The organism is Streptomyces sp. NPDC004752, from assembly GCF_053601275.1.
On sequence record NZ_JBSGBN010000053.1, the window covers coordinates 14,816 to 36,070 of the forward strand.

Here is a 21,255-nt window from a genome sequence, read left to right on the forward strand (position 1 = left end):
GGCCCGTGCTCAGCCGGGTCGCTCGGACACAGAGCGAGTTGCCAGGGACACGACGGTCAGCGGATCCGGGCCGTCGCCCCGGCCGTGCCGCAGGGGACTGCGGTCGGCCCTCGGGGCCCTTAGTCATTCGGGCTTCCGTCTGCAGCGCAGGAAGATCTGCTCCTCGGGCTGTACATCGGCGGAGGCCGGAGCGTACGAGTAAAGGGACTCGCCGACGATGTCAAAGCCCGCCCCGTCGACCACCTCGCGCAACTCGTCCCGGAGATAGCCGGAGACCCGGACGGTGCTGCCGATGAACGGGATCGCGAAATCGTCGACGTCGGCCTCGACCATCGACAGGGCGAACAGGCCCCCGGGGACCAGCAGATGACGGACGGTCTCCAGCGCGAGCGGGATCTCCGCGCGCGGCAGCATGAGCAGGGCGAAGAACGCCGCGACCGCGTCGAACCGGCCCAGGTCGCTAGGGCCGCCGGGGCGCAGGTCCGCGATGTCCAGGTGGTGGAACTCCGCCTCGGGCACGTTCGCTTGGGCCAACTCGACCATCCCGCGCGACAGATCGACGCCGGCGACCTCGAACCCGGCGTCCGCAAGCCGGCGTGCGGTGGGCAGTCCGGTGCCGCATCCCAAATCCAGCACGCGGGCGCCGGGCGGCAGCGACTCGACCAGCCACTCGGCGTCGGCGATCTGGCCCTCCTTGTGCGGGAAGGCATCGTCGTACCGGTCGCCGATGGCGTCGAATGCCTCGGCCTGGCCGCCGCGGTCGAGTTGAATGTTCCCGTAACCGGGCTGGCTGCTGGGGCTGTTCACGAATTAGCTCCCTTGGGAGATCTCTGGCTCCGGAGACCTCTGGGTGTGGTTTTTACACAGATCACCCGACCGTACGGGCCGGAGGACCCGGTCGACCGGTGCCGAATTCGTCACCAAGAGTAGTTGCCTTTGGGACAGGATCAACCCCAAGTGGCCGAGTAGTAGCGCTGATACGCCCTGCGGTCCTGTTCCGTGCGGATGTAGCGGGTGGCGACCAGCGCGATCAGACTGCCCGCGATCACCAGCAGGCCGGGCCCGACGACCCGGCCGTCCGTGAGCCGGGACAGCGGACTCGTGTCCTGCGCGGCGCCGGTGACCGGGGCCGAGGAGCCGGGCGCGGCAGCACTGGGGGCGAGCGCGCCCTGCGGGGCCGAGGCGGACGGCGCGGGGGAGGCGGCGCCCTCGGCGTTCGGCGCCGCGACGATCAGCCGCACACCGAGCGCGGACAGCGCCTTGGTCACCGGCTGGAAGAACGTGGTGCCACCCGTGGTGCAGTCACCGCTGCCGCCCGAGGTCACACCCAGCGCGACGCCCTCGGAGAACAACGGGCCGCCGCTGTCGCCCGGTTCGGCGCACACATCGGTCCGCACCAGGCCGGTGACGGTGCCCTCGGGATAGTTGACGGTCGCGTCGAGCCCGGTCACCTGGCCGTCGCGCAGCCCGCTGGTGCTGCCGCTGCGGAACACCCGCTGCCCGACCGTGGGATCGGCGACCCCGGTGATCCGCACGCCCTTGCCGTCGCCGACGGCGACCACGTCGGCGCCGTCGCCGGCCCGGCCGGACGCGTATGCGATGAGCGAGAAGTCGCTGCCCGGGAATTCGGTGTTGACCGTCGTGCCCAACTGCCGGTTGCCCCGGCCGTCCGCGAACCAGATGGTGTCCGCGGGCCCGCAGTGCCCGGCCGTGAGGATGAAGTCCCGCTGTCCGTCGGTGACATTGAAGCCCGCCGAGCAGCGCCCGCCGGTGGACAGGATCGGCTCCGCCCCGTTCAGGCGCGTGGTGAACGTGCCCGACGTGCGCTCCATGTGGACGAAGCCGCCGATGTCCGTGGCCACCCGGGACAGCCGGGACCAGTTGCTTGCGGAGACGGTCCTGTCGGCCTGCACCACGACCTGGTTGGTGCGGTAGTCCAGGGCCCACGCGGTCCCCGCCACTCGGGGTGCCGAACGCAGCGCCGCCGTGGCCGACTTGAGTTCGTTCATGCTGTGCCGTACGACCTTCGCCGCGGCCCCGGCCCGGCGCACCGTCCGCGCGGCCCCCTCGTCGGTCACCGCCACGACCGGACGGCCGTCGGAACCGATCCAGCTCCCCGCCGTACGGGCGGTGCCGAGCCGCTCCACCAGGCCGGCGCCGGTGCCGGCGGCGTCCCGTGCCGCGCTGAACGGGACGGCGGGCGCGTCGGGCGGCTCGCTCGCCACGGCCCGGGTGACCATCGTGCCTCCCAGGAGGAGTCCGCCGATCGCCGCCAGCCGTGCCGTCCGCCGGACGAACCGTCGTCGTGCGTGCCTCATGCATGGCTCCCGAACCCCGAACGCGCGGTGCGGACACCGCGGGGCCCTCCGGTCGTCGAGCGCCCGCCCCTGCATACGTGGCCCGGCGCACAGGCGTTCACCGCGATCGCGACCAGGTGCCGTACGCAGGTAACTCCCGTTCGCCGGAGCGGTGTTGAAACCCCACGCTCAGCCGGGCGGCGCGGGCGGTCAGCCCGACGGCGGGCGGGTCGTCAGGTCCAGGCCCGATACGGCTCGTCGACCATCTGGAAGACCGGTTCGCCGCGCACCGGGTCCTTGGCCGTGGACAGCCGGACCCGGTCCCCGCTGTGCACGCCCACCGGCGGACCCATGACCCGGCCGCGCAGCACGAAGCCCTCGGCCATCTCGACCAGGGACACATTGCGCGCGGCGGGCGTGTTGCGGTGCACCACCGAGGAGTGGCGGACCGTGCCGATGCCCTCGCTGCGCTCCGTCAGCAGGTCGCTGCCCTGGCACACCGGACACAGCAGCCGGTGGTACATGGCGGTGTTGCACCAGGTGCAGCGCTGGAAGAGGAGGGCGTTGCCGGAGCCCGCGGGCTTGGGGTCGAGGACGCCCGTCGCGGTGCCGACCACCGCCTGAGCGGCGCTTCCTGAGTGGTGGTACACGCTGGTCAACTCCCTGCCCTCGGCCGGAATCCCGCGGACCCGGCACCGACCGGGCACACAGGTGCGCGGTGCGCCGTGCCACCGTGCACGCCGACAGGTTATGGCACTCAGTGTCAGGCGTAAAGGTACTCGGTACCCCGGATTTCCCCGGTCAGCCGCGGCCCAGCGTCGACTCCAGTTGCTGCACCACCCGCCACAGCGGGGCGTCGCGCCGGGAGACGAGGACGACTACATCCTCGGGGTGCTCGGGGTGCTCGGGGTGCTCGGGGTGCTCGGGGTGCTCGGGGTGCTCGGCGTGCGGGAGTCGTGGTGCGCCATGGTCCGCCCGCGGGCCGGCGAAGGTGGACCGCACATGGCCCAGCGCGTGGTCGACGGAGGTGTCGGGGACGCCCCGTCCGCCCGAACGCAGCCAGGAACGCAGGGCGTTGTTGTGTGCCGCGACGACCGCGGCGGCGACGACATCGGCCCGCAGCGTCCCGTCCGGCTCCCCGGCGAAGCGGCGGCGCAGATACCCGGCCAGCGCGCGCTCGTAGCGCCACACCACCGACAGTTCGTACGCGCGCAGCCCCGGCACCTCCTTGGTGAGCCGGTAACGCCGCACGGAGAACGCCGGGTTCTCGGCGTACATCCGCATGCCCAGCCGGACCGCCTCGCACACCCGCCGCACCGGCTCGTGCTCCTCGCCGCCCTCGGCCAGGAAGGCCGTCATATCGGCCAGGCAGCGCTCGTGGTCGGGGAAGACCACGTTCTCCTTGGCGGGGAAGTAGCGGAAGAACGAACGCCGTCCGACCCCCGCGAGCGCCACGATGTCGTCCACGGTGGTCTGTTCGTAGCCGCGTTCCAGGAACAGCCGGAAAGCCGCCTCCACCAGGGCGTCCCGTATCGGCGGCTTCGCGGCGGGCGCCGCACTGCTGGAGCTCATGGACGCGAACGTAGCACCCGCCAGGACCGGCATGGCACTCAGTGCAAGGTCAGCGGGGAGCCGAGTGCTCTCGGCCGGTGCGGGCCTGTCGCGCGCCGGACTGAACCGGAGGGCAGGCACAGCCGTATCACTGGGGGATCGCTGCCCGGGGATCGCGGAAGGAGAGCAGCGTGTCGACACCGCCGGACCCCAGTGAGGAGCCGCGGCGCGGCCCGGTCCTGGAACCCATCCGGGTGCTACGGCCCCGGCGCCTGGACGCCCTCGCCGAACTGATGCGGGAGATACGTCAGGACGCCGAGGGGGCCGAGGGGTACGAGGCCGTCACGCCGGAGCCGCGCGCGGACCGGCCGGAGGAGGACACGCAGGAACTGCCGACGGTGCCGGCGCCCGGCGCCCGCACCGGTGCCGGACTGCGCCGGGTCGCCGTCGCGGCCGTTGTGGGCGCCGCCGTCCTCGTCGGCTTCGGCGCCGCCCTGCTGCTGCCCGGCCGCGGCGACGCAGCCCCGAGCGCCGGGCCGAGCACCGTCCCGAGTGCCGTCCCGAGTGCCGTCCCGAGTGCCGGGCCGTCCCGCTCCGCATCGAGCGCGCCCCCGGCGCCGAGTGCTTCGGCCGCCGACCCCGACGGACCCGGCACCCTCCGCGAGGGTGACAGCGGACCCGAGGTCGTTGCGCTCCAGCAGCGCCTGCTGCGCATCCCGGACGTCTACCGCGACGGCGCCACCGACGGCCGTTACGATGCCGTACTCGCCGCGACCGTGGCCCGTTTCCAGCTCTGGTACGGCATCAGAGGGGATGAGACCGGGGTGTACGGCGACGACACCCGACGCGACCTGGAGTCCCGCACGACCCTGGACGACGGCTGACCGCGCCGGAACGGCCGGGCAGGGCACGGCAGTTGGAACCGCGACCCGCCCGGCGGCGGCCGGACGGAGCCGGGGCCAGGTTCAGAGCCCCGAACAGAATGGGCGCCCGGCGTGCGGCGTCTGGCACGCACGCTGATCGGACTCCCATTCCGTTCGCAGCTCTCAGCGGCCGGCGGTCTGGGCCACCAGGGCCTCGGTGACCGCGCGGACGCTGCGGGCGATGTACTGGAGCTGCCGGACCTCGGCCGCGTACATCTTGATGGTGTGCTCGATGACCGACTCGGGCATGCCCAGCGGGGGCAGTTCGGCCCGGGCCGTCTGCAAGGCCGTCCGGGCCACCCGGATCTCATGGTGGACCTGGATCTGCGCGTGCCGGGCGAGCAGCACCGGATGCCGGATCAGCGCCGGGTAGCTGGCGTAGCGGGCCGGGACCAGTTCGCGCAGCCACTTGACCGCGGAGCGCTCCCAGTCGTAGCTGCCGGGCGGCTTGACCTGGCAGGGCCAGTCCGGACCGATGCGCGTCGTCGTCAGGGTCATGATGATCGCTTCCGGGTGTACGGCGTCGTGCGGGGTGGTGCGACGGGTTCGGGCGGCCCCGGTCTAGGGGATGACCGGGGCCGCCACGGGCGAATCGCACAGGCGATGCCCGGCCGAACACCCCGGGCGCCGACGCGGGTAGGAAACGGCGGCTCGGGGTGCTCGTCGAGTGGCCCCGGCTGCCGGCGCGGTGAGCGGTGCGGCGGCGTGCGCATGAGCGGTCCGGCTTTCTCGGGGCGGTGCGACTGGTGCGTCCTGGGGTGCGGAACGCGCCCGGAGTGACCGGGTGCGATCTGGGAGCAGTATTTATATATGCCGTCGTCTTGGCAAGCAACATGAAAACATTCATGCCGGACCTGTGGTGAATCGTCCCGTTCGGTCCCGGTCGGTCGGTCTTCGAGCGGGGCCGGGACGTAGTCCCGCAGGAAGAACCGGGGCTCAGTCCCGCAGGAAGAACTGGTGCTGCTCGGCGACCTGTTCGTACTCCTCCAGGCGGGCCTGGGTGCGCTCGGGGTCGGCGTCGGTCATGGCCTGCAGCAGCGCCGCGGACAGCATGCCGGGTGCGGCGTAGGAGTCGAAGACCAGCCGGGAACCGGTGCCGGTGGCGAAGGTGACGTCCGCCTCGTCGGCCAGCGGCCCGAGCCCCAGATCGGTCACCAGGGCGACCCGCAGTCCGGCGCCGCGCGCGACCCGGATCGCGGTGAGCGTCTCCTGCGCGTGCCGCGGCATGCCGAACGCGAGGATCCAGGTGCCGCCCGCCTCACGTGACTGGAGCAGCGCGTCGTACGCCACGCTCCCGCCGCGGGTCACCAGCCGTACGTCGGGATGGATCCGGCGGGCGGCGTAGGCGAAGTACTCGGCCAGCGACACGGAGATGCGCAGCCCGAGGACGGTCAGCGGGGTCGACCGGGACAGTTCCCGGCCCACCCGGATCACCCGGTCCGGATCGGCGAAGTCCCGCCGCAGGTTCTCCAGGTTCGCGATCTCGGCGTCGACGGCAGCCTGCAGTTCGTTGCTGCGCATCTCCTCGGCCGCCCCCGGAGCACCGCCGGGAAGGGCCGCCAGCGCAATCGACTGGAGCCGCTCCCGCAACGCGGGGTAACCGCTGAAGCCGACGGCGGCGGCGAAGCGGGTCACCGAGGGCTGGCTGACGCCCACCCGCTCGGCGAGGTCGGTGATCGACACAAACGCGGCCTCGGTGATGTGCTCGATCAGGTACTGGGCGATCCGCCGCTGACCGGGGGACAGCACACGCCCGTCGAAAAGCTCTCTGAGCTGGGAGGTCGGAGCGGCTTCCGCCTCCGGCACCGTCTTGCCCGAGGTGATCGCGGACGCCTGCGCACGCGCCTGCTGCGGCGATGGCACCGGGGCCCCTCCTTTGTCTCCCACGAGGACTCAACATAGCTCACGGACCGTGGTGACCAGGGGTGGTGCTCAACGCCGGAAAATCATGATCGAATGACCGACCTCGTCGACGGGGCGGCTGCTGCCGATCAGTTCGGCCAGCCGTCCGCGCGCCTTGGCGACCGACGAGTCGGACACGACCAGCACGCCACGCACCTCGGACGGGGGGACCCGGCGTGGATCGTCCGCGTGGATGCCGTAGTACGCGGGCACCCCGCTGCCCTTGTAGACGAGCCAGATCCGCTCGCCCCGGTACCGCTCGGCGAGCCGGTCGGCCAGCCGGCCCAGGTCCTGCCCCCAGTCCACGTTGGAGTCGTGCAGCAGCAGCCGGGTCCGCTCGGGTCCGCCGAACGCCTCGTTGGAGTACGGCAGATAGGTGGGGTACGTGCCGAGCGAACTGGCGGCGACGAACAGCACCAGCGCCCCCGTCACCACCGGCTGCCACCGCCATCGCACCGCGAACACACAGGCCGCCGCGACCGCCAGGAACATCGGCACGAACACGGCGTAGCGGGTGCCGAAGTCCCGCGTCCCGGTCATCGCCGCGGCCAGCAGCACCGCGGGCGGCAGCAGCAGATACGGCGCCGCGTCCCGCGTCCCGCGCACCGCCACCACCGCGACGGATCCGGCCGCCCCCAGCGCGAGCAGCCCGAGGGGCGTCTTCACCAACAGGGCGGCCGGCAGGTAGTACCAGAGGGAGCCGGTGTACACGCGCCCGAACAGGAAGCCCTGCCACGGCTGGTCCTCCAGGCCGAACTGCATCCGCACGCCCACCCGGTACGCCTCCGGGAACGGCAGCAGCTCGACCAGGCGCCCGCGCAGCCCGTGCAGGGCGGGCACCGACTCCGTGGGAGCGAGGCGCAACCGCGGATCGACCGCCAGGTAGGCGGCCCACACCACGGCGACCGCGGTCACCGCCACGACCGCCGCCCCGGCCGCCCCCGCCGCCAGCGTTCCGCGTCGCCCGGTTCGCCCCGCGGCGTGCCGGGCGTGCCGCACCGACACCGCGGCCAGCGGCAGCAACACCACAACCGCGGGCAGCGCGCTCATCTTCGTCGCCAGCGCGGCGCCGAGCGCCGCCCCGGCGAGCGGCAGATACCGTCCGGGCCGCCGCCGGGCCCGCCACACCAGCCAGGCCGATGTCAGCACGAACCCCGCGGCCGGCACGTCGAGCGTGGCCAGCGAGCCATGGGCGATGACATCCGGGGAGAAGGCGTACAGGGCGAGCGCGACCAGGCCGCCCGCCGGCCCGCCGACCTCGCGCGCGAACGCGAGCACGACCAGTCCGAACAGCAGCGTCAGCGCGATCACCGGCAGGCGGGCCCACAGCATCAGCCGCCATGGATCGTTGCCGGACTCGTACAGCAGATGCCGCCCCACCTGTCCCTGCGTGCCGGGGTACGACGGGTCGTAGTGCGGATCGGCGACCGCCACCCCGGCCATCACGATCAGCTTGCCGAGCGGCGGATGTTCGGGGTTGAGCCGCAGCCGGTGCTCATGCAGGTAGTCGGTGGCCGCGGCCACGTACACCGGCTCGTCGATGGTCGGCGTCTGCTGCACGGCCGCGGTCACCATCGCCACGGCCGACTGCCCGAGCAGCAGCACCACAAGGAGCGGCACCGGCCAGCGCCGGGGCCGGCGCAGCGCCGCGAGCAGACGCGTCCACCACGCGGCCTTCGCGCGCCCAGGGCGCGGCGGGGCCGTGCCGCCGTCGGGGACCTCGGGAGCCATGGGGGCCTCGGGGGTCGCGGAGGGCTCGGCGGTCGCGGGGGCTTCGGAGGACTCGGGGGGCTCCGGGGCTGCCTCGGGTGCGACGACCGAGTGTGCTGCGCGCGCCATCTTCCGCCCCTTCACGAGCCGTACCGGCAGACCCTCTGCCGCACACACCGGTACGGCCCGCGACCGGCCGGAGTTCACCGCGGCACGGTCGGACCTGGGCGTCACCTCGCTGTCGGTGTCGGCCTGGCGGCGCGGCGGCGACCCGCGGCTGCCGCGGGCCGTGCGCCGCGGCCCTCGCCTTACCTCTGCGCGAGCAGGTGTCCACCGAGGACAACCCCGGTCACCCCCGATCTGACGGTCCGCGACTTCCGCCTGCCGCCTCGCCGCCTGCCGCCTCCGCCCGCCGCACGCGTGGTACGCCCTGCGGCCGGGCGCGCACCCCATCGGCGACCGGCCAGCACCGTGCGGGCACTGCCGAGGGCTTCACCGCGCTGATCGGGCCCGTCTCGGGCGGCGCCCGTGCCGGGCCCGTCGTGGGGAACAGTGCCGGGTATGACACAGCTTGGTCTGCCCGACGACATCCTCGCCTGCCTCTTCGACCTGGACGGCGTCGTCACCAGGACGGCCGTCGTGCACGCCGCCGCCTGGAAGGAGACGTTCGACGCCTTCCTGCGCGACCGGGACGGCGAGCACTTCCGCCCGTTCGACGCCGCCGCCGACTACGCCGAGTACGTCGACGGCCGCCCCCGGGCCGACGGTGTGCGCACCTTCCTCGCCGCCCGCGGCATCCACCTGCCCGAGGGGCATCCCGACGACCCGCCCGACGCCGCCACGGTGCGCGGCCTCGGCAACCGCAAGAACCGGCTGCTCCTGGCGAAAATCCGCACCGAGGGTGTCGAGCCGTACGAGGGCACCCTGCGCTACGTCGAGGCCGTCCGGGCACACGGGCTGCGCACCGCGATCGTCTCCGCCAGCGTCAACACCGTCGACGTGCTGCGTTCGATCGATGCCGAGCACCTCTTCGACGTGCGCGTCGACGGCGTGGTCGCCGCCGAGCGCGGGTTGCCGGGCAAGCCGCACTCCGACACCTTCCTCGCCGCCGCCCGCGATCTCGGCGTGCCACCGGCGCGGGCCGCCGTCTTCGAGGACGCCCTGCCCGGCATGGAGGCGGGCCGCAGCGGGCGCTTCGGGTACGTCGTCGGCGTCGACCGCGTGGGCCGGTCCGACGCCCTGTACGCGCACGGCGCCGACGTGGTCGTCGCGGACCTGGCGGAGCTGTTGGGCAAGGAGTGATCACCCACCGGTCGTACGCCGTCGAACCCTGGACGGCGAGTCGTTCGACGGTGATCCGAGGGCCGCGACGCCGCTCCGGTCGCCGCTGGAGCCGACGGCGCACTTCGCCTCCGGCCACCGGCTGTGGCTGCTGTACCGGCCGGCGATCTCGTGGGCGGGTGATCAGAAGAGCACGCTCGTCAGCAGCGCCAGTAGATCGTCGGTGGCGTCGGCGGCGCTCAGGGCCGACAGGGCGCCCAGGGCGAGGACCGCGAGCGCGACGGGCCACAGGCGCGGGGGCGGGGCCGTCTGCAGGGCCGCGATCCGGCGTGTGACGGCGCGGTCCGCGAAACCGAGGGCGCACGCCGGCCGGGTGCGGCACGCGGTGAGCGCGGCCCTGGCCAGGGCGCGGGCGGTGGCCCCACGGTCCCCGACCGCTCGCGCGGCCTGCTCGTCGGCCCAACGCTCCACCAGGAAGGTCACCGCCCGACGGGTCGGGGCGAGCAGCGGATCGGCCGCGGCGGCCAGTGCGAGCGCCGTCACCAACGCCCCGTGGCGGTGGGCGAGATGGGCCCGCTCATGGGCGAGCAGCACCCGCCGTTCGGCCGGTTCCAGCGCGCCCAGCATGGCGGAGGTGACCAGGATCCGGCCGGGACGGCCCGGAATGGCGAACGCCTGCGGCACGGGGGAGGCGGCGACGATCAGCTCGGTGTCCGTGGGATGCCCCTGGGACAGGCGCCGCAGGGCCCGCCGGGTGGCGCGTTCGGCCCGCACGGTGCGGTGCACCCGCCAGGCGACGACCGCCAGCGCCGCGCACGCCGCGATGCCGATTGCCTCGGGCACGGGTTCGGCCAGCCGATGTCCGTCCTCCCGGGCCTCGGCGGCCACCGAGGGCGCGCTGCCGACCAGCGTGGTGGCGAGCAGCACCAGGGACCAGGTGGTGGCCGCCGCGGTCAGCACGGCCGCGGCGGTGAGCACCCGGGCGGCCAGCGCCGGGGCCACCCGCCGGCCGATCACCGGGCTGACGGCGGGCAGCAGCAGCGACAGCAGCAGCGGTGCGTAGACATCGACTCTCATGCGACGCTCCCGCCCAGCAGGTCGCGCAGCGCCCGTTCCTCCTCGGCGCTCAGCCCGGTCACGAACTGCTGGAGAGCGGCGATCGGGTCCGGACCGCGGTCCAGGGCCTCGTGCATCGCCTCGGCGGTCAGCTCCGCGGCGTTCTTCGCCGGCCGGTACGCGCCGCGCCGCCCGTCGGCGTCCCGCAGCACAAGTCCCTTGTCGTACAGCCGTTTGAGGATGGTGTGCACCGTGTTGTAGGCGAGTGCGCCGTCGATGTCCGCCTGGATCTCGGCGGGGGTCAGCGGCCGTTCGGTGGCCCAGAGCGCGGCCAGCACCTCGCTCTCCAACTCCCCGGCGCTGCGCCGTTCCGCCCTGCCGTGGGAATCCGTGCCAGCCATGCCCCCAACCTTACAGCGCGTAGGGCCGTCATTCGGCTGGCCGTACCCGCGCCGCACGGCCACTCGATGCGGGTTATTTTGCTCGTGTTTGTCTTCGGCTTTGTCTTCTGCTTTGTCTTCGGCTCCCACCCTCAGTGCTACCGCCTGTAGGGTGTCGGTGCCAGAAACCCTACACACTGTAGGGCGGGAGGGGTGGATGATGGCCGGCAACGCGAACGTCACACTCACCGGGACACGTCGCGACGGACGGCGCCCCGGATCCGACGCCGCCCGCACATTCCGCGCGGACCGCCCCCTGGCCGCCGTGGCGGCCGCCTTCACCCTCGCCCAACTCGTCCTCGTACGGCCCGGAATGGGCCTCGGCTGGGACGAGACCGTGTACGTCAGCCAGGTCAGTGGGCATGCCCCCGCGGCCTTCTTCAGCGCGCCCCGCGCCCGCGGCATCTCCCTGCTCGTCGCGCCGGTGACCGCATGGTCCTCGTCCACGCCGCTGCTGCGGAGCTACCTCGCCGTGCTCTCCGGGCTCGCCCTGTTCCTGGCGCTGCGCGCCTGGCGGGGACTGTTCCCGGTGCGCGTCCTGGCCCTGGCGGGCGCCCTGTTCGCCGCCCTGTGGGTGACGCTCTTCTACGGCCCGCAGGCCATGCCCAACTACTGGGTCGCCGTCGGCGCGCTCGCCGCCGTCGCCTGCTTCCTGCGCGCCCGCGCCGACCGGACCGACCGGGCCGCGGTCTGGGGCTTGGCCGCGAGCGCGGCGCTGATGGCGTGGATGCGGCCCACCGACGCGGCCTGGACGGCCCTGCCGCTGCTCGCCCTCGCCCTGTACCGCCGCCACTGGCGCCCGCTCGCCGCCCTCCTGGCCGGGCTCGCGGCCGGCGCCGCCGAGTGGGTCGTCGAGGCGTATGTGAGTTACGGCGGCCTCGCCCGGCGGCTGTCCGACGGTTCGGACATCCAGGGCGGCCTCGGCTGGCACCTCGCCGTCACCGACCAACTGCGCAGCCTCGGCGGCCGTGCCCTGTGCCGGCCCTGCACCGGAGCGATGCCGCACCCACTGGTCACCGTGTGGTGGTTCGTGCTGCCCGTGCTCGCCCTGTACGGCCTGGCCGTCGCCGTCCGGGCCCGGCGCACCACCGCCACCCTGCTGCCGTCGGCCTGCGCGGCCACCGCCGCCTTCCCCTACCTGTTCCTGATCGGATACGCGGCACCCCGCTTCCTGCTGCCCGCCTACGCCCTGCTCGCCCTGCCGGTGGCGGGCGCGCTCGTCCACCTCGTGACCGCGGCCGGACCGGCCCGGCGGCCGCTCGCCATCGGCCTGGTCGCGGCCGGGCTCGTCGCGCACCTCGCGGTGCAGGTGGCCGTCCTGGAGCACACCGTCGCGCGCACCACGGCCGCCCACCGCGACTGGGCGCGCACCGCCGCCGAACTGCACCGCCTGGGCGTCCGCCCGCCCTGCCTGCTCACCGGGCAGGACGCCATCCCGGTCGCCTTCTACGCCGGCTGCTCCTCCGCCGCCACCTCCGGCCACAACGCCAACACGACCCGGGCCGGCATCGAACGGACCGCGCACCGCACCCCCGTGGCCACGCTCGTGACGGCGGGCGGTCGGCCACCCGCGTACGCCCGCTCCTGGCCGTCCACGTCCTTCGGCGGACTGCGCCTCTACTACGTCACCCCGGCGGCCGGCTCATGACGTCCCCCGCGGACCTCGCCACCACCCCCGGCCGACGGCGCGCCTACTGGCACACCGCCTGCTGTCTCGCCGTCCTGCTCGTCGCCGCCTATCTGGCCCGGCGGCACTGGCCCACCATCGAGTCGGGCGCCGTGCGACTGGCCGTCGCCGACCAGGGCTGGCTGCTGGTGGGCGCCACGGCGGCGGTCGCCACCTGGGCGTCCTCGGCGCTCGCCCAGCAGGGCGCGGTGCGGTGCCGGCTGCCCGGCGGTCGGCTGATGGCCACGCAGTTCGCCGCTTCCGCCGCCAACCACGTGCTGCCCGCCGGACTCGGCGCGGGCGCCGTCAACCTCCGCTTCCTGATGCGCTGCGGGCTCCCGGCCGGGCGCGCGGCGAGCGCCCTCGCGGTCAAGGCCACCGCGGGCGCCGTGGCCCGCGGCGCGCTCATCGCCGCGCTCGCCACGGCCTGCCCGGGCCTGCTGCACCTGCCGCGCGTCCCCGCGGTCGCGTTCGCCGCCGCGCTCGCCGCGGTCTCCCTCCTGGCCGTCCTGCCGCGCACCCCGCTGTGGCCCCGCTGTCGGCGGGCCCTGCACGCGGTGCTCGCCGACATCCGCGCCGTGCACGCGAACCCGCCCCGCGCCGCCGCCCTGTGGGGCGGCTCGCTGGTCTTCGCCGCGCTGCACTCCCTGGTGCTGATCGCCGTCTCCCAGGCCGTCGAACTGCCGCTGTCCCCCCTCCGGGTGGCGCTGCTGTACCTCGCCGCCAGCAGCGCCGCCGCCCTGCTGCCCACCCCGGGCGGCATCGGCTCCCTGGACGCCGCGCTCGTTTTCGCGCTCACCGTCAACGGGGCCCCGGGCGCGGCGGCGGCCTCCGCCGTGCTCGGCTACCGCCTGCTGACCGTGTGGCTGCCGCTGGTCCCGGGCCTGCTGGTGCTCGGCGTGCTGATGCGCCGCAACGCGCTGTGAGCCGCGCGGCGTTTCCCGCGGGCCCGCATCAGGTAGGAGTCGAATGTCGGCGACGACCGAACCACAAGAAGACGGATCGAACCACAGGACGACGACCGAAGCCACAAGAGGTCGACCGAGGGGGAGTGCCATGGCAGGAGACAACACCGGCGGACGGCTCGGGGAGGAGTTCTGCACGCCCGGCACCGCGTCCTTCACCGAGTTCCTCGCCGCGCACCGGCCCGAACTGCTGCCGACGCGCCGCCCCTTCCCGGACGGGGTGCGGGCCGCGGCCGACCGGTTCCCGCACGGCACCACGGTCCTCGCCCTCACCTACCGCGACGGTGTGCTGATCGCCGGCGACCGCCGGGCCACCATGGGCAACCTGATCGCCCAGCGCGACCTGGAGAAGGTGCACCCCGCGGACGACCTCTCGGCGGTCGCCTTCGCCGGCACGGTCGGGCTGGCACTGGACCTGGTGAGGCTCTATCAGGTCGAGCTGGCGCACTTCGAGAAGATCGAGGGCACCCCCATGACCCTCAACGCCAAGGCGACCCGGCTGGCCGGCCTGATCCGGCAGAACCTCGGCCAGGCCATGCAGGGCCTCGCGGTCGTCCCCCTGTTCGCCGGCTACGACCCGTCGGCGCCCGAGGGCCGACGAGGCCGCATCTTCAGCTTCGACGTCGCCGGCGGCCGCTACGAGAAGTACGACTTCCACGCGGAGGGCTCCGGCTCCCCGTACGCCCGCGGCGCGCTGAAGAAGCTGTTCCGGCCCGGCATGCCCCGCCGCGACGCCGCGCTGGCGGCCCTCCAGGCGCTGTACGACGCGGCGGACGACGATTCGGCCACCGGCGGCCCCGACCTCAACCGGCGGATCTTCCCCCGGGTCTCGGTCATCACCGAGGACGGCTTCGAGCGACTGTCCGAGGCCGAGACGGAGGGGCTCAGCCACGAGATGGTGGAACAGCGCCGGGGCCGCCCGGACGGCCCCGGCGCGGCGCTCTGACTCTCCGGGTGTGCCGGTGGGCTGCGTCGGGTTTGTGTGGGCTACGTCGGGTCGGTTTCGAGTCGGTAGGCGTGTCCGCGCAGGGTGGAGATCCGCGGCAGCCGGACGGCGCGCGGCGCGGACTCGGCCGCGTCGGTCAGGCGGCGGCGCAGGCTCGCCACGGTGGCATCGAGTGCCTCTGTCGAGCCCGGCCGGTCCTCGTCCCGCACCCGGGCCCTCAGCGGCTCCGGGGACACGGCCGTGTCCGCGTACCGGGCGAGCACGACGAGCACGGCGAACTCCTCGGGCCGCAACGGGACTTCCAGGTCGTCCAGGGTGCAGCGCCGGGCCGCCAGGTCGAGGACGAGGTCGCCGAGCCGGACCGGATCGCGCAGCGGGGCGGCCGAGTACCGGGGGCGCAAATGCGCGCGCAGCCGGGACAGGAGCACGTCGAGGCCGAACGGCTTGACCAGATGGTCGTCGGCGCCCGCCGCCATCCCGGCGACCACGTCGGCGCCGTCCTCGCGGGACGTGAGGACGACGATCCGCATGTGGGGGAAGCGGTCCCGCGCCCTCCGGGCGACATCGAGGCCGTCCATGTCCGGCAGCCCGAGGTCCAGCAACAGCGCGTCGTACGGCGCCCGTTCGGCCTCGGCCAGCGCGCCCGACCCGGTGCGGATCCAGGTCGGCGCGTAGCCGTTGTCACGCAGACCGCTCTCCACCCGGCGGCCGGTCGTGTCGTCGCCCTCGACGAGGAGGACACGGAAGGGACGGGGGTCCGGTGACGCCGCGGGTGTACGCATACCGGCCAGCGTAGGGGCGATCCATGCACGCACAGTCCGCGGAGTTCCCCGACGGCGGACCGGCCCGCCTGCCGCCATGGCGGTTCGCCCGCGCCGGGCGCCGGCCGCAGTGCGCCCCACGGGGCCCTCCGCAGGACACACAGGTGCCCGGCGCACCGGTCGCCGAGATCCTCGGGGTGCTGCTGGACAACGCCCGGGTCCACGGCCGCGGCACGGTACGGCGCACCGTGCGCGACCTCGGCGACGCGCTCGCCTTCGACGTCGCGGACCAGGGGCCGGTCACGGGCGACGGGGCGCGACTGTTCTATCGCGGACACAGCGGTGCCGACGGGTCCGGCATCGGCCTCGCGCTCGCCCGTGACCTGGTGGTCTCGCTCGGCGGCAGGCTCTCCCTGGCACGGGCGGCGCCCACCACCTGCACCCTGCTGGTGCCCCTCGGACCCGAGGGCTGACCGGCGGCGGGCGGTCAGGATGCGTTCAGGTTTCCGGTGGCACCGTCGGGCCTCATGACATCAGAGACCTCCCGGACCCCTGTGGTCGACTCCGTGACGGCGGCGCCCGGCCGTCGATCGCGCCGGAACAAGGTGCCCGAAGTCACCGTCTACTTCTGGGTGATCAAGGTGCTGTGCACCACCGTCGGCGAGACCGCGGCCGACCTGCTCAACGAGAAGGCGGGCCTCGGCCTGACCGGTGTGTCGGTGCTGATGAGCGCACTGCTCGCGGCCGTCCTCGTCGTGCAGTTCCGCACGCGGGCCTACCGCGCCGCCGTGTACTGGACGGCCGTCGCCCTGATCAGCGTCGTCGGCACCCTCATCAGCGACAACCTCACCGACAACATGGGCGTGCCGCTGCAGACGAGCACCACGGTGTTCGCGCTGCTCCTCGCCGTCGTCTTCGGCATCTGGTACCGCCGCGAGCGAACCCTGTCGATCCACAGCATCGACACCGGCGCCCGCGAGACCTTCTACTGGCTCGCCGTGCTCTTCACCTTCGCCCTCGGCACGTCGGCCGGCGACCTGGTCGCGGAACGCATGGACCTCGGCTACTGGCTGTCCGCCGTGCTGTTCGCCCTCGCCATCGCGGCGGTCGGCGTCGCCCACTTCGCGCTCGGCCTCGACACCGTGCTGAGCTTCTGGATCGCCTACGTCCTCACCCGCCCGCTCGGCGCCTCGGTCGGCGACTATCTCTCGCAGCCGACCGGTGACGGTGGCCTGGGGCTGGGCACCGTGGTGACCAGCGTGCTGTTCCTCGCGGTCATCCTCGGCCTGGTCATTCATCTCACCGTGACCCGCAAGGACGTCACCGAGGAGCGGGCCGCCCCCGCGTCGGGGTGAGGGGCGCCCGCCCGGCGTACGGCGCCACCGCGGGCCGCCCCTACCCGGCGGGCAGCGTCACCACGAAGCACGCTCCCGGAACCCTCCCGGGCTCGAAGGTCACGTCACCGCCGGCGGAGCGGGCCAGGCGTCGCGCGAGCGGCAGCCCGAGGCCCGCTCCGCCGTGCCCGTCACCGGGATCGGCCCGCCGGCCCGGCTGGAAGAGCCGGTCCGTGAACCATCCTGGTACGCCCGGCCCGTCGTCCGTGACGTCGACGCGCACGCCGCCCGCCGCCGGGCGGGCGACGATCGTGACATCCGCGCGGGCGTAGCGCAGCGCGTTCGCGACCAGCGGGCCGACGATCCGCTCCAGGAGCGCCGACCGCACCGCGGCGCGCAGCGGCAGCTCCGGGCCGGTGACCGTGATCCGCACCGCACGGGGCGTCTCCAGCGCGGAGACCAGACGACGCAGCGCGGGCAGTACGTCGGTCGTGCCGGGGGCCGCCCCGAGGCCGTCGCGGGCCTCGTTCAGCAGGGTGTCGCAGATGGTGCCCATCGACCGGGCCGCCTCGGCGATCACGTCCTGGGTGGCCCGGGTCTCGGCCCGCGACCGCGGGCGGGCGCGCCACCAGTCCAGCTCGGCGACGATCCGGCTGAGCGGCGTGCGCAGTTCGTGCGACAGTTCCGCGGTGAGCTGCCGTTCGTGCCGCAGCACCGCTCGTATGCGGTCGAGCAGGGCGTCCAACGAGGCGCCGAGCCCGGCGAGTTCGGCCGGCCGCTCGACCCCGCCGAACCGCTCGTCGGAGGCCGTGGCGCTCCATTGGGTGGCCTGGTCCGTCATCGTGCGCACGGGCCGCAGCGCACGGCCGACCGCCAGCCGGGTCAGCCCGTAGGTACAGGCGAGCATCACGACGTCGAGCGCGATCGAGCCCAGCAGCAGCGTCTCGGCCAAGCCGTGGTACGGCGACAGGTCCAGGGCCGTGACGACGGTGGCGGCGTTCGCACCGCCGCCGGGCACCGGCTCGGCACACAGCCGGACCGGATCGTGCCCGTCGACGGTGGCGCAGCCCCGGCCCGCGCGGGCCAGTGCGCCGGCCGCCCCGGTGAGGGCGCCGACACGAGCCGTGGACGGCGGGCGTTCGAGCAGTCGCGGGCCCGCGTAGATCCATGTGTTCGTGTCCAGGAGCGTGTCGTTGGCGGGCTCCAGGACCCGTATCGATCCGCCGAGGGTGTCGACGGCGGTGGCGACGGCCGCCGCCCGGGTGCGCAGTTCGTCGTCCGCCTCACGCTGGAGGCGCTGCCGGGCGACGGTGTCGAAGACCACGGTGAGGATCACCATGAGCAGCGCGGCCAGCGTCAGCGCGATCAGTGACAGCCGCCCGCGCAGGGTCCGCGGCGCCCACCGCAAGGGGATCCTCATATCAGCCGGTGGCCTATGCCGCGCGCGGTGCCGACCGTCAGCCCGCTGCCCGCGGCGCGCAGCTTGCGCCGCAGCCGGGTCAGATACTGGTCCAGGGTGTTGTCACTGACCTGCGCGCCCTCCGGCCAGCCGGCCCGGACCAGCTCGCGACGGCGCACGAGGTCCCCGCCTGCCGCGGTGAGCGCGGCGAGCAGCCGGAACTCCGTCGGGGTGAGGGCGATCCGGCCGCCCGCCACGGTGGCGCTGTACCGGACCGGGTCCAGGACCAGGCCGCCTGCTGTGGCGACCGGCGGGGCCGCGGTCGGCGGTGCGGCGCGCTTGACCGCGGCTCGCAGCCGGGCGGCGAGTTCGGTCAGGTGGAAGGGCTTGGGGAGATAGTCGTCGCCGCCGGCGGAGAACCCCGACAGCCGGTCCGCAAGACCGTGCCGTGCCGTCAGGAAGATGACGGGGGCCCAGAATCCGGCCGCGCGCATTGCCTGGCACACGTCCCGGCCGTCGGCGTCGGGCAGCCCGACGTCCAGCACCGCGGCGGCCACGTCGGGCGTCGCCAGCCGTAGGGCCGTGGCGCCGTCCGGGGCGGGCACCGTGTCGAAGTCCTCGTCGTGCAGGCCGCGGCGCAGGACGTCACGCAGGGCGTGATCGTCCTCGATGATCAGGATCTTGGGACGCACGGTGTCCTCCCTGGATGCTCCCGTCGGGCTCGGGCTCGGGCCCGACGAGTCCGAATCTGACTCTGGCTCTGGGTCCGAGTTCGAGTTCGAGTCCGAATCTGAGTTTGTCGAGTCCGTCGGGGTCGTCGAGTCCGTCGGACCGGCTGAATGCGTCGTGTCAGCCGTGTTCGTTGCGTTCGTGGTGCGCGTCGCGTTCGTCGTGCGCGCTGTGCCGGGTGACGAGCCGTGCGGGTAGCCACCAGGCCGCCGCGCACAGGCAGACGCCGAGCCAGCCGACGGCGAACAGCCAGCCGCCGAGCACGTCGGTGAACCAGTGCACGCCGAGATGGACCCGGGTGAGCCCGACCAGCACGCCCCAGCAGCCGACGGCCAGGCATAGCGGCGTCCTGCCGCGCGGGGCGCGCACACAGACCGCGAGGATCACCAGGGCGGCGGTGAGGGCCGCCGTGGTGCTGTGGCCCGAGGGGTAGGCCCAGCCCGAGGCGTGCGTCTGCCAGTCGGGCCGTGGCGGGCGGGCCCGCGCCACCAGCTCCATGACGCCGTACCGTGCGGCCTGTCCCGCGCCGAGGCAGACCACACCCAGCAGTACGGCGGCCAGCCGCTGCCGCGCGGTGCGCCCCGCGACCAGCGCCGCCAGTACCACCAGGGCGTACGGCAGCACGCCCGTGCCCGTGGCGGTCAGTCCGCGGGCCACGGCCACCGCCTCGGCCGGTCGGTGGCCGAGGGACCAGTGCAGCAGGGCGTTGTCCAGAAACAGCGGGGCGCCGTGGGCGCCGACCACGACCATGGTCAGCACCCCGAAGGCGGTCCAGGCGCCGAGGCCGGTGCCGCCCGCGAGTTCGGTGATGTGCTTGCGGTTCATGACACCAGAAGCGGGCGCAGCCGGGTCGCCGACAGCCGCAGGGCGAGTCCTCCCGGCCACCGCCGCAGCACCGTCATCGACACGAACGCGACGAGTCCCCCGAGCATGGCCCCCACGAGGACGTCGTGCGGATAGTGGACGCCGATCCACACCCGGGAGACCGTCATGGCGCCCGCGGCCAGGGCCGCGACGGCGCCCAGTCGGCGGGAGACGAAACAGAGGGCCACCGCCGCGGCGACCGCGATCGCCGCGTGATTGCTCGGGAACGACCAGTCGCCCGGCGCCGGACACGCCTCCAGTGTGCTGACCCGCAGGCTCTGGCACGGCCGGTTCTCCCGTACCAGCGCCTTGAGTCCGGCGTCCACGCCGAACGCCGCCACCACGACCACCGGAACGGCCAGGGCCGTCAGGGCGGCCCGCGCCCCCGCCCGGCGCGAGCGCCACCAGCCGACGGTCATCAGCACCGCGAAGAGGGCGAGGCCGTAGGCCGACCACACCGTCACCGCGTCGTTGAGCCAGCCGGGTGAGCGGTGCGCCAGCGCCACCACGTCCGTATAGGACTCGCCGTCGACCGCCGAACCCGAGAGCGCGAGGATCATCGGGCCTCCTTGGCCGCCCTGCGGGAGCGCAGCACCTCGGCGACGAGTGGGATCAGGGACACCAGCACGATCACCGCGATCACCGGCAGCAGGTACTTGTCGACGTTCGGGACGGTGGAGCCCAGTGCATATCCGGCGAGGGTCAGCCCGACGCTCCACACCAGGCCGCCGATCACCTGCCACACCGTGAACGTCCGGGCGGGCACACCGAGTGCCCCGGCCATCGGATTGAGCACCGTGCGCACCACGGGCACGAACCGGGCGAGGACGATCGCCTTCGCGTGGCCGTAGCGGTCGAGCAGTTCCTCGGCGCGCCGCGCACCCTCGTGCAGCCGCGTCGAGCGGCTGCGCTCCAGCAGCGTGCGGCCCGCCTTGCGGCCCAGCAGATACCCGCACTGCGAGCCGGCCAGCGCCCCCACCGCGGCGGCGACCAGCAGCGGCGCCAGGGACAACCGCAACCCCTGGCCGGCGGTGCCGGTGCACAGCAGACCCGCCGTGAACAGCAGCGAGTCGCCGGGCAGGAAGAAACCGATCAGCAGCCCCGTCTCGGCGAAGAGCACCACACCGACGCCCAGCACGCCGAAGGCGGCCAGCAGCGAGTGGGCATCCAGCACGTTGACAGCGAGCTGCGACGACAGGTGTGCGGCAGCGGTCATCGTCGCGCGCCCCTTTCATACGACTACATAGGTTCATGCGACTACATAGGTTTCGACTACATAGATCTCGACCACATGGGTTTCGACTACATAGATGTAGACGGTCTACCGAACTGTAGACGATCGGCAGGCGCTCCGGGTTCCGGGCTTTTGCCGCTCCATTGCCGGTTCGTGACCTGATGACTACACGGGTGTAGTCATTATGGTCCGCGAAG

General features: G+C 73.7%; 22 protein-coding genes. 7 read left to right on the top strand and 15 right to left on the bottom strand.

The features are described 5' to 3' along the window. Positions 1 to 123 precede the first annotated feature (123 nt). The 4 genes from ACWEKM_RS22450 to ACWEKM_RS22465 all read right to left on the bottom strand — a co-directional run bounded on the left by ACWEKM_RS22450 (position 124) and on the right by ACWEKM_RS22465 (position 3,869). Positions 124 to 807 carry a class I SAM-dependent DNA methyltransferase gene (locus ACWEKM_RS22450; protein WP_451622959.1) on the bottom strand — a complete coding sequence of 228 codons (684 nt, stop codon included), beginning with the start codon at positions 805 to 807 and terminating at the stop codon, positions 124 to 126. A gap of 140 nt (positions 808 to 947) precedes the next feature. Then, positions 948 to 2,318 (bottom strand): S1 family peptidase, encoded by a 1,371-nt coding sequence (locus tag ACWEKM_RS22455; RefSeq protein WP_451622960.1) that lies wholly within the window; start codon positions 2,316 to 2,318, stop codon positions 948 to 950. A gap of 212 nt (positions 2,319 to 2,530) precedes the next feature. Then, the gene (locus ACWEKM_RS22460) at positions 2,531 to 2,947 is read right to left on the bottom strand and encodes a Zn-ribbon domain-containing OB-fold protein (RefSeq protein WP_451622961.1); all 417 of its coding nucleotides are present in this window, start codon (positions 2,945 to 2,947) and stop codon (positions 2,531 to 2,533) included. Positions 2,948 to 3,098: 151 nt separating this feature from the next. After that, entirely contained in the window at positions 3,099 to 3,869 is a 771-nt protein-coding gene (locus ACWEKM_RS22465; RefSeq protein ID WP_451622962.1) for a TetR family transcriptional regulator, read from the bottom strand. Positions 3,870 to 4,039: 170 nt separating this feature from the next. Between ACWEKM_RS22465 and ACWEKM_RS22470 the strand changes: the two genes are divergently transcribed. Then, positions 4,040 to 4,732 (top strand): peptidoglycan-binding domain-containing protein, encoded by a 693-nt coding sequence (locus tag ACWEKM_RS22470; RefSeq protein WP_451622963.1) that lies wholly within the window; start codon positions 4,040 to 4,042, stop codon positions 4,730 to 4,732. A 162-nt stretch (positions 4,733 to 4,894) separates the two neighbouring features. Here ACWEKM_RS22470 and ACWEKM_RS22475 read toward each other — a convergent pair whose 3' ends face one another. The 3 genes from ACWEKM_RS22475 to ACWEKM_RS22485 all read right to left on the bottom strand — a co-directional run bounded on the left by ACWEKM_RS22475 (position 4,895) and on the right by ACWEKM_RS22485 (position 8,404). Continuing rightward, the gene (locus ACWEKM_RS22475) at positions 4,895 to 5,269 is read right to left on the bottom strand and encodes a hypothetical protein (protein WP_451622964.1); all 375 of its coding nucleotides are present in this window, start codon (positions 5,267 to 5,269) and stop codon (positions 4,895 to 4,897) included. A gap of 438 nt (positions 5,270 to 5,707) precedes the next feature. Continuing rightward, the gene (locus tag ACWEKM_RS22480; RefSeq protein ID WP_451622965.1) at positions 5,708 to 6,634 is read right to left on the bottom strand and encodes a MurR/RpiR family transcriptional regulator; all 927 of its coding nucleotides are present in this window, start codon (positions 6,632 to 6,634) and stop codon (positions 5,708 to 5,710) included. 69 nt (positions 6,635 to 6,703) lie between these two features. Next, the gene (locus ACWEKM_RS22485; RefSeq protein WP_451623000.1) at positions 6,704 to 8,404 is read right to left on the bottom strand and encodes an ArnT family glycosyltransferase; all 1,701 of its coding nucleotides are present in this window, start codon (positions 8,402 to 8,404) and stop codon (positions 6,704 to 6,706) included. A 540-nt stretch (positions 8,405 to 8,944) separates the two neighbouring features. On the opposite strand from ACWEKM_RS22485, the gene ACWEKM_RS22490 reads away from it, so the two are divergent. After that, entirely contained in the window at positions 8,945 to 9,685 is a 741-nt protein-coding gene (locus tag ACWEKM_RS22490) for an HAD family hydrolase (protein ID WP_451622966.1), read from the top strand. A gap of 162 nt (positions 9,686 to 9,847) precedes the next feature. On the opposite strand, the gene ACWEKM_RS22495 is transcribed toward ACWEKM_RS22490, so the two are convergent. After that, a complete protein-coding gene (locus ACWEKM_RS22495) occupies positions 9,848 to 10,741 on the bottom strand; it encodes a M48 family metalloprotease (protein ID WP_451622967.1) in 894 nt (297 codons plus the stop codon). Then, positions 10,738 to 11,121 carry a BlaI/MecI/CopY family transcriptional regulator gene (locus ACWEKM_RS22500; protein WP_451622968.1) on the bottom strand — a complete coding sequence of 128 codons (384 nt, stop codon included), beginning with the start codon at positions 11,119 to 11,121 and terminating at the stop codon, positions 10,738 to 10,740. Before ACWEKM_RS22500 ends, ACWEKM_RS22495 begins: the two co-directional genes overlap by 4 nt. A gap of 199 nt (positions 11,122 to 11,320) precedes the next feature. On the opposite strand from ACWEKM_RS22500, the gene ACWEKM_RS22505 reads away from it, so the two are divergent. From ACWEKM_RS22505 to prcB, 3 genes are all read left to right on the top strand, one after another. Beyond that, positions 11,321 to 12,808, top strand: coding sequence for a hypothetical protein (locus ACWEKM_RS22505; RefSeq protein WP_451623001.1), 1,488 nt, complete (start codon positions 11,321 to 11,323; stop codon positions 12,806 to 12,808). Then, positions 12,805 to 13,752, top strand: a complete 948-nt coding sequence (locus ACWEKM_RS22510) for a lysylphosphatidylglycerol synthase transmembrane domain-containing protein (protein WP_451622969.1) — start codon at positions 12,805 to 12,807, stop codon at positions 13,750 to 13,752. Before ACWEKM_RS22505 ends, ACWEKM_RS22510 begins: the two co-directional genes overlap by 4 nt. A gap of 130 nt (positions 13,753 to 13,882) precedes the next feature. Beyond that, the gene (gene prcB / locus ACWEKM_RS22515; RefSeq protein WP_451622970.1) at positions 13,883 to 14,737 is read left to right on the top strand and encodes a proteasome subunit beta; all 855 of its coding nucleotides are present in this window, start codon (positions 13,883 to 13,885) and stop codon (positions 14,735 to 14,737) included. A gap of 41 nt (positions 14,738 to 14,778) precedes the next feature. On the opposite strand, the gene ACWEKM_RS22520 is transcribed toward prcB, so the two are convergent. Next, positions 14,779 to 15,519 carry a response regulator transcription factor gene (locus ACWEKM_RS22520; protein ID WP_451622971.1) on the bottom strand — a complete coding sequence of 247 codons (741 nt, stop codon included), beginning with the start codon at positions 15,517 to 15,519 and terminating at the stop codon, positions 14,779 to 14,781. Positions 15,520 to 15,542: 23 nt separating this feature from the next. On the opposite strand from ACWEKM_RS22520, the gene ACWEKM_RS22525 reads away from it, so the two are divergent. Both ACWEKM_RS22525 and ACWEKM_RS22530 read left to right on the top strand, forming a co-directional pair. After that, complete coding sequence (locus ACWEKM_RS22525; RefSeq protein ID WP_451622972.1) at positions 15,543 to 15,971, top strand: ATP-binding protein; 429 nt, start codon at positions 15,543 to 15,545, stop codon at positions 15,969 to 15,971. A gap of 54 nt (positions 15,972 to 16,025) precedes the next feature. Then, the gene (locus ACWEKM_RS22530; RefSeq protein ID WP_451622973.1) at positions 16,026 to 16,853 is read left to right on the top strand and encodes a COG4705 family protein; all 828 of its coding nucleotides are present in this window, start codon (positions 16,026 to 16,028) and stop codon (positions 16,851 to 16,853) included. A 40-nt stretch (positions 16,854 to 16,893) separates the two neighbouring features. Here the strand turns inward: ACWEKM_RS22530 and ACWEKM_RS22535 are convergent, their stop codons facing one another. From ACWEKM_RS22535 to ACWEKM_RS22555, 5 genes are all read right to left on the bottom strand, one after another. Next, positions 16,894 to 18,252, bottom strand: a complete 1,359-nt coding sequence (locus ACWEKM_RS22535) for a sensor histidine kinase (RefSeq protein WP_451622974.1) — start codon at positions 18,250 to 18,252, stop codon at positions 16,894 to 16,896. Beyond that, positions 18,249 to 18,923, bottom strand: coding sequence for a response regulator transcription factor (locus tag ACWEKM_RS22540; protein WP_451622975.1), 675 nt, complete (start codon positions 18,921 to 18,923; stop codon positions 18,249 to 18,251). Before ACWEKM_RS22540 ends, ACWEKM_RS22535 begins: the two co-directional genes overlap by 4 nt. Positions 18,924 to 19,080: 157 nt before the next feature. After that, positions 19,081 to 19,785: a phosphatase PAP2 family protein gene (locus ACWEKM_RS22545; RefSeq protein ID WP_451622976.1), complete on the bottom strand. Its 705-nt coding sequence runs from the start codon at positions 19,783 to 19,785 to the stop codon at positions 19,081 to 19,083. Next, a complete protein-coding gene (locus ACWEKM_RS22550) occupies positions 19,782 to 20,384 on the bottom strand; it encodes a phosphatase PAP2 family protein (protein ID WP_451622977.1) in 603 nt (200 codons plus the stop codon). The genes ACWEKM_RS22545 and ACWEKM_RS22550 overlap by 4 nt, the downstream gene beginning before the upstream one ends. Further along, on the bottom strand, positions 20,381 to 21,040 hold the full coding sequence (locus ACWEKM_RS22555) for a DedA family protein (protein WP_451622978.1): 660 nt from the start codon (positions 21,038 to 21,040) through the stop codon (positions 20,381 to 20,383). Before ACWEKM_RS22555 ends, ACWEKM_RS22550 begins: the two co-directional genes overlap by 4 nt. Between the last annotated feature and the right edge of the window lie 215 nt (positions 21,041 to 21,255).

Coding starts and splice junctions, on each gene's coding strand:
- ACWEKM_RS22465 (WP_451622962.1), bottom strand. CDS start 3,869: ATGAGCTCCAGCAGTGCGGCGCCCGCCGCGAAGCCGCCGATACGGGAC.
- ACWEKM_RS22455 (WP_451622960.1), bottom strand. CDS start 2,318: ATGAGGCACGCACGACGACGGTTCGTCCGGCGGACGGCACGGCTGGCG.
- ACWEKM_RS22510 (WP_451622969.1), top strand. CDS start 12,805: ATGACGTCCCCCGCGGACCTCGCCACCACCCCCGGCCGACGGCGCGCC.
- prcB (WP_451622970.1), top strand. CDS start 13,883: ATGGCAGGAGACAACACCGGCGGACGGCTCGGGGAGGAGTTCTGCACG.
- ACWEKM_RS22550 (WP_451622977.1), bottom strand. CDS start 20,384: ATGATCCTCGCGCTCTCGGGTTCGGCGGTCGACGGCGAGTCCTATACG.
- ACWEKM_RS22490 (WP_451622966.1), top strand. CDS start 8,945: ATGACACAGCTTGGTCTGCCCGACGACATCCTCGCCTGCCTCTTCGAC.
- ACWEKM_RS22530 (WP_451622973.1), top strand. CDS start 16,026: ATGACATCAGAGACCTCCCGGACCCCTGTGGTCGACTCCGTGACGGCG.
- ACWEKM_RS22545 (WP_451622976.1), bottom strand. CDS start 19,785: ATGAACCGCAAGCACATCACCGAACTCGCGGGCGGCACCGGCCTCGGC.
- ACWEKM_RS22520 (WP_451622971.1), bottom strand. CDS start 15,519: ATGCGTACACCCGCGGCGTCACCGGACCCCCGTCCCTTCCGTGTCCTC.
- ACWEKM_RS22525 (WP_451622972.1), top strand. CDS start 15,543: ATGCACGCACAGTCCGCGGAGTTCCCCGACGGCGGACCGGCCCGCCTG.
- ACWEKM_RS22475 (WP_451622964.1), bottom strand. CDS start 5,269: ATGACCCTGACGACGACGCGCATCGGTCCGGACTGGCCCTGCCAGGTC.
- ACWEKM_RS22495 (WP_451622967.1), bottom strand. CDS start 10,741: ATGAGAGTCGATGTCTACGCACCGCTGCTGCTGTCGCTGCTGCTGCCC.
- ACWEKM_RS22500 (WP_451622968.1), bottom strand. CDS start 11,121: ATGGCTGGCACGGATTCCCACGGCAGGGCGGAACGGCGCAGCGCCGGG.
- ACWEKM_RS22485 (WP_451623000.1), bottom strand. CDS start 8,404: ATGGCTCCCGAGGTCCCCGACGGCGGCACGGCCCCGCCGCGCCCTGGG.
- ACWEKM_RS22535 (WP_451622974.1), bottom strand. CDS start 18,252: ATGAGGATCCCCTTGCGGTGGGCGCCGCGGACCCTGCGCGGGCGGCTG.
- ACWEKM_RS22505 (WP_451623001.1), top strand. CDS start 11,321: ATGGCCGGCAACGCGAACGTCACACTCACCGGGACACGTCGCGACGGA.
- ACWEKM_RS22555 (WP_451622978.1), bottom strand. CDS start 21,040: ATGACCGCTGCCGCACACCTGTCGTCGCAGCTCGCTGTCAACGTGCTG.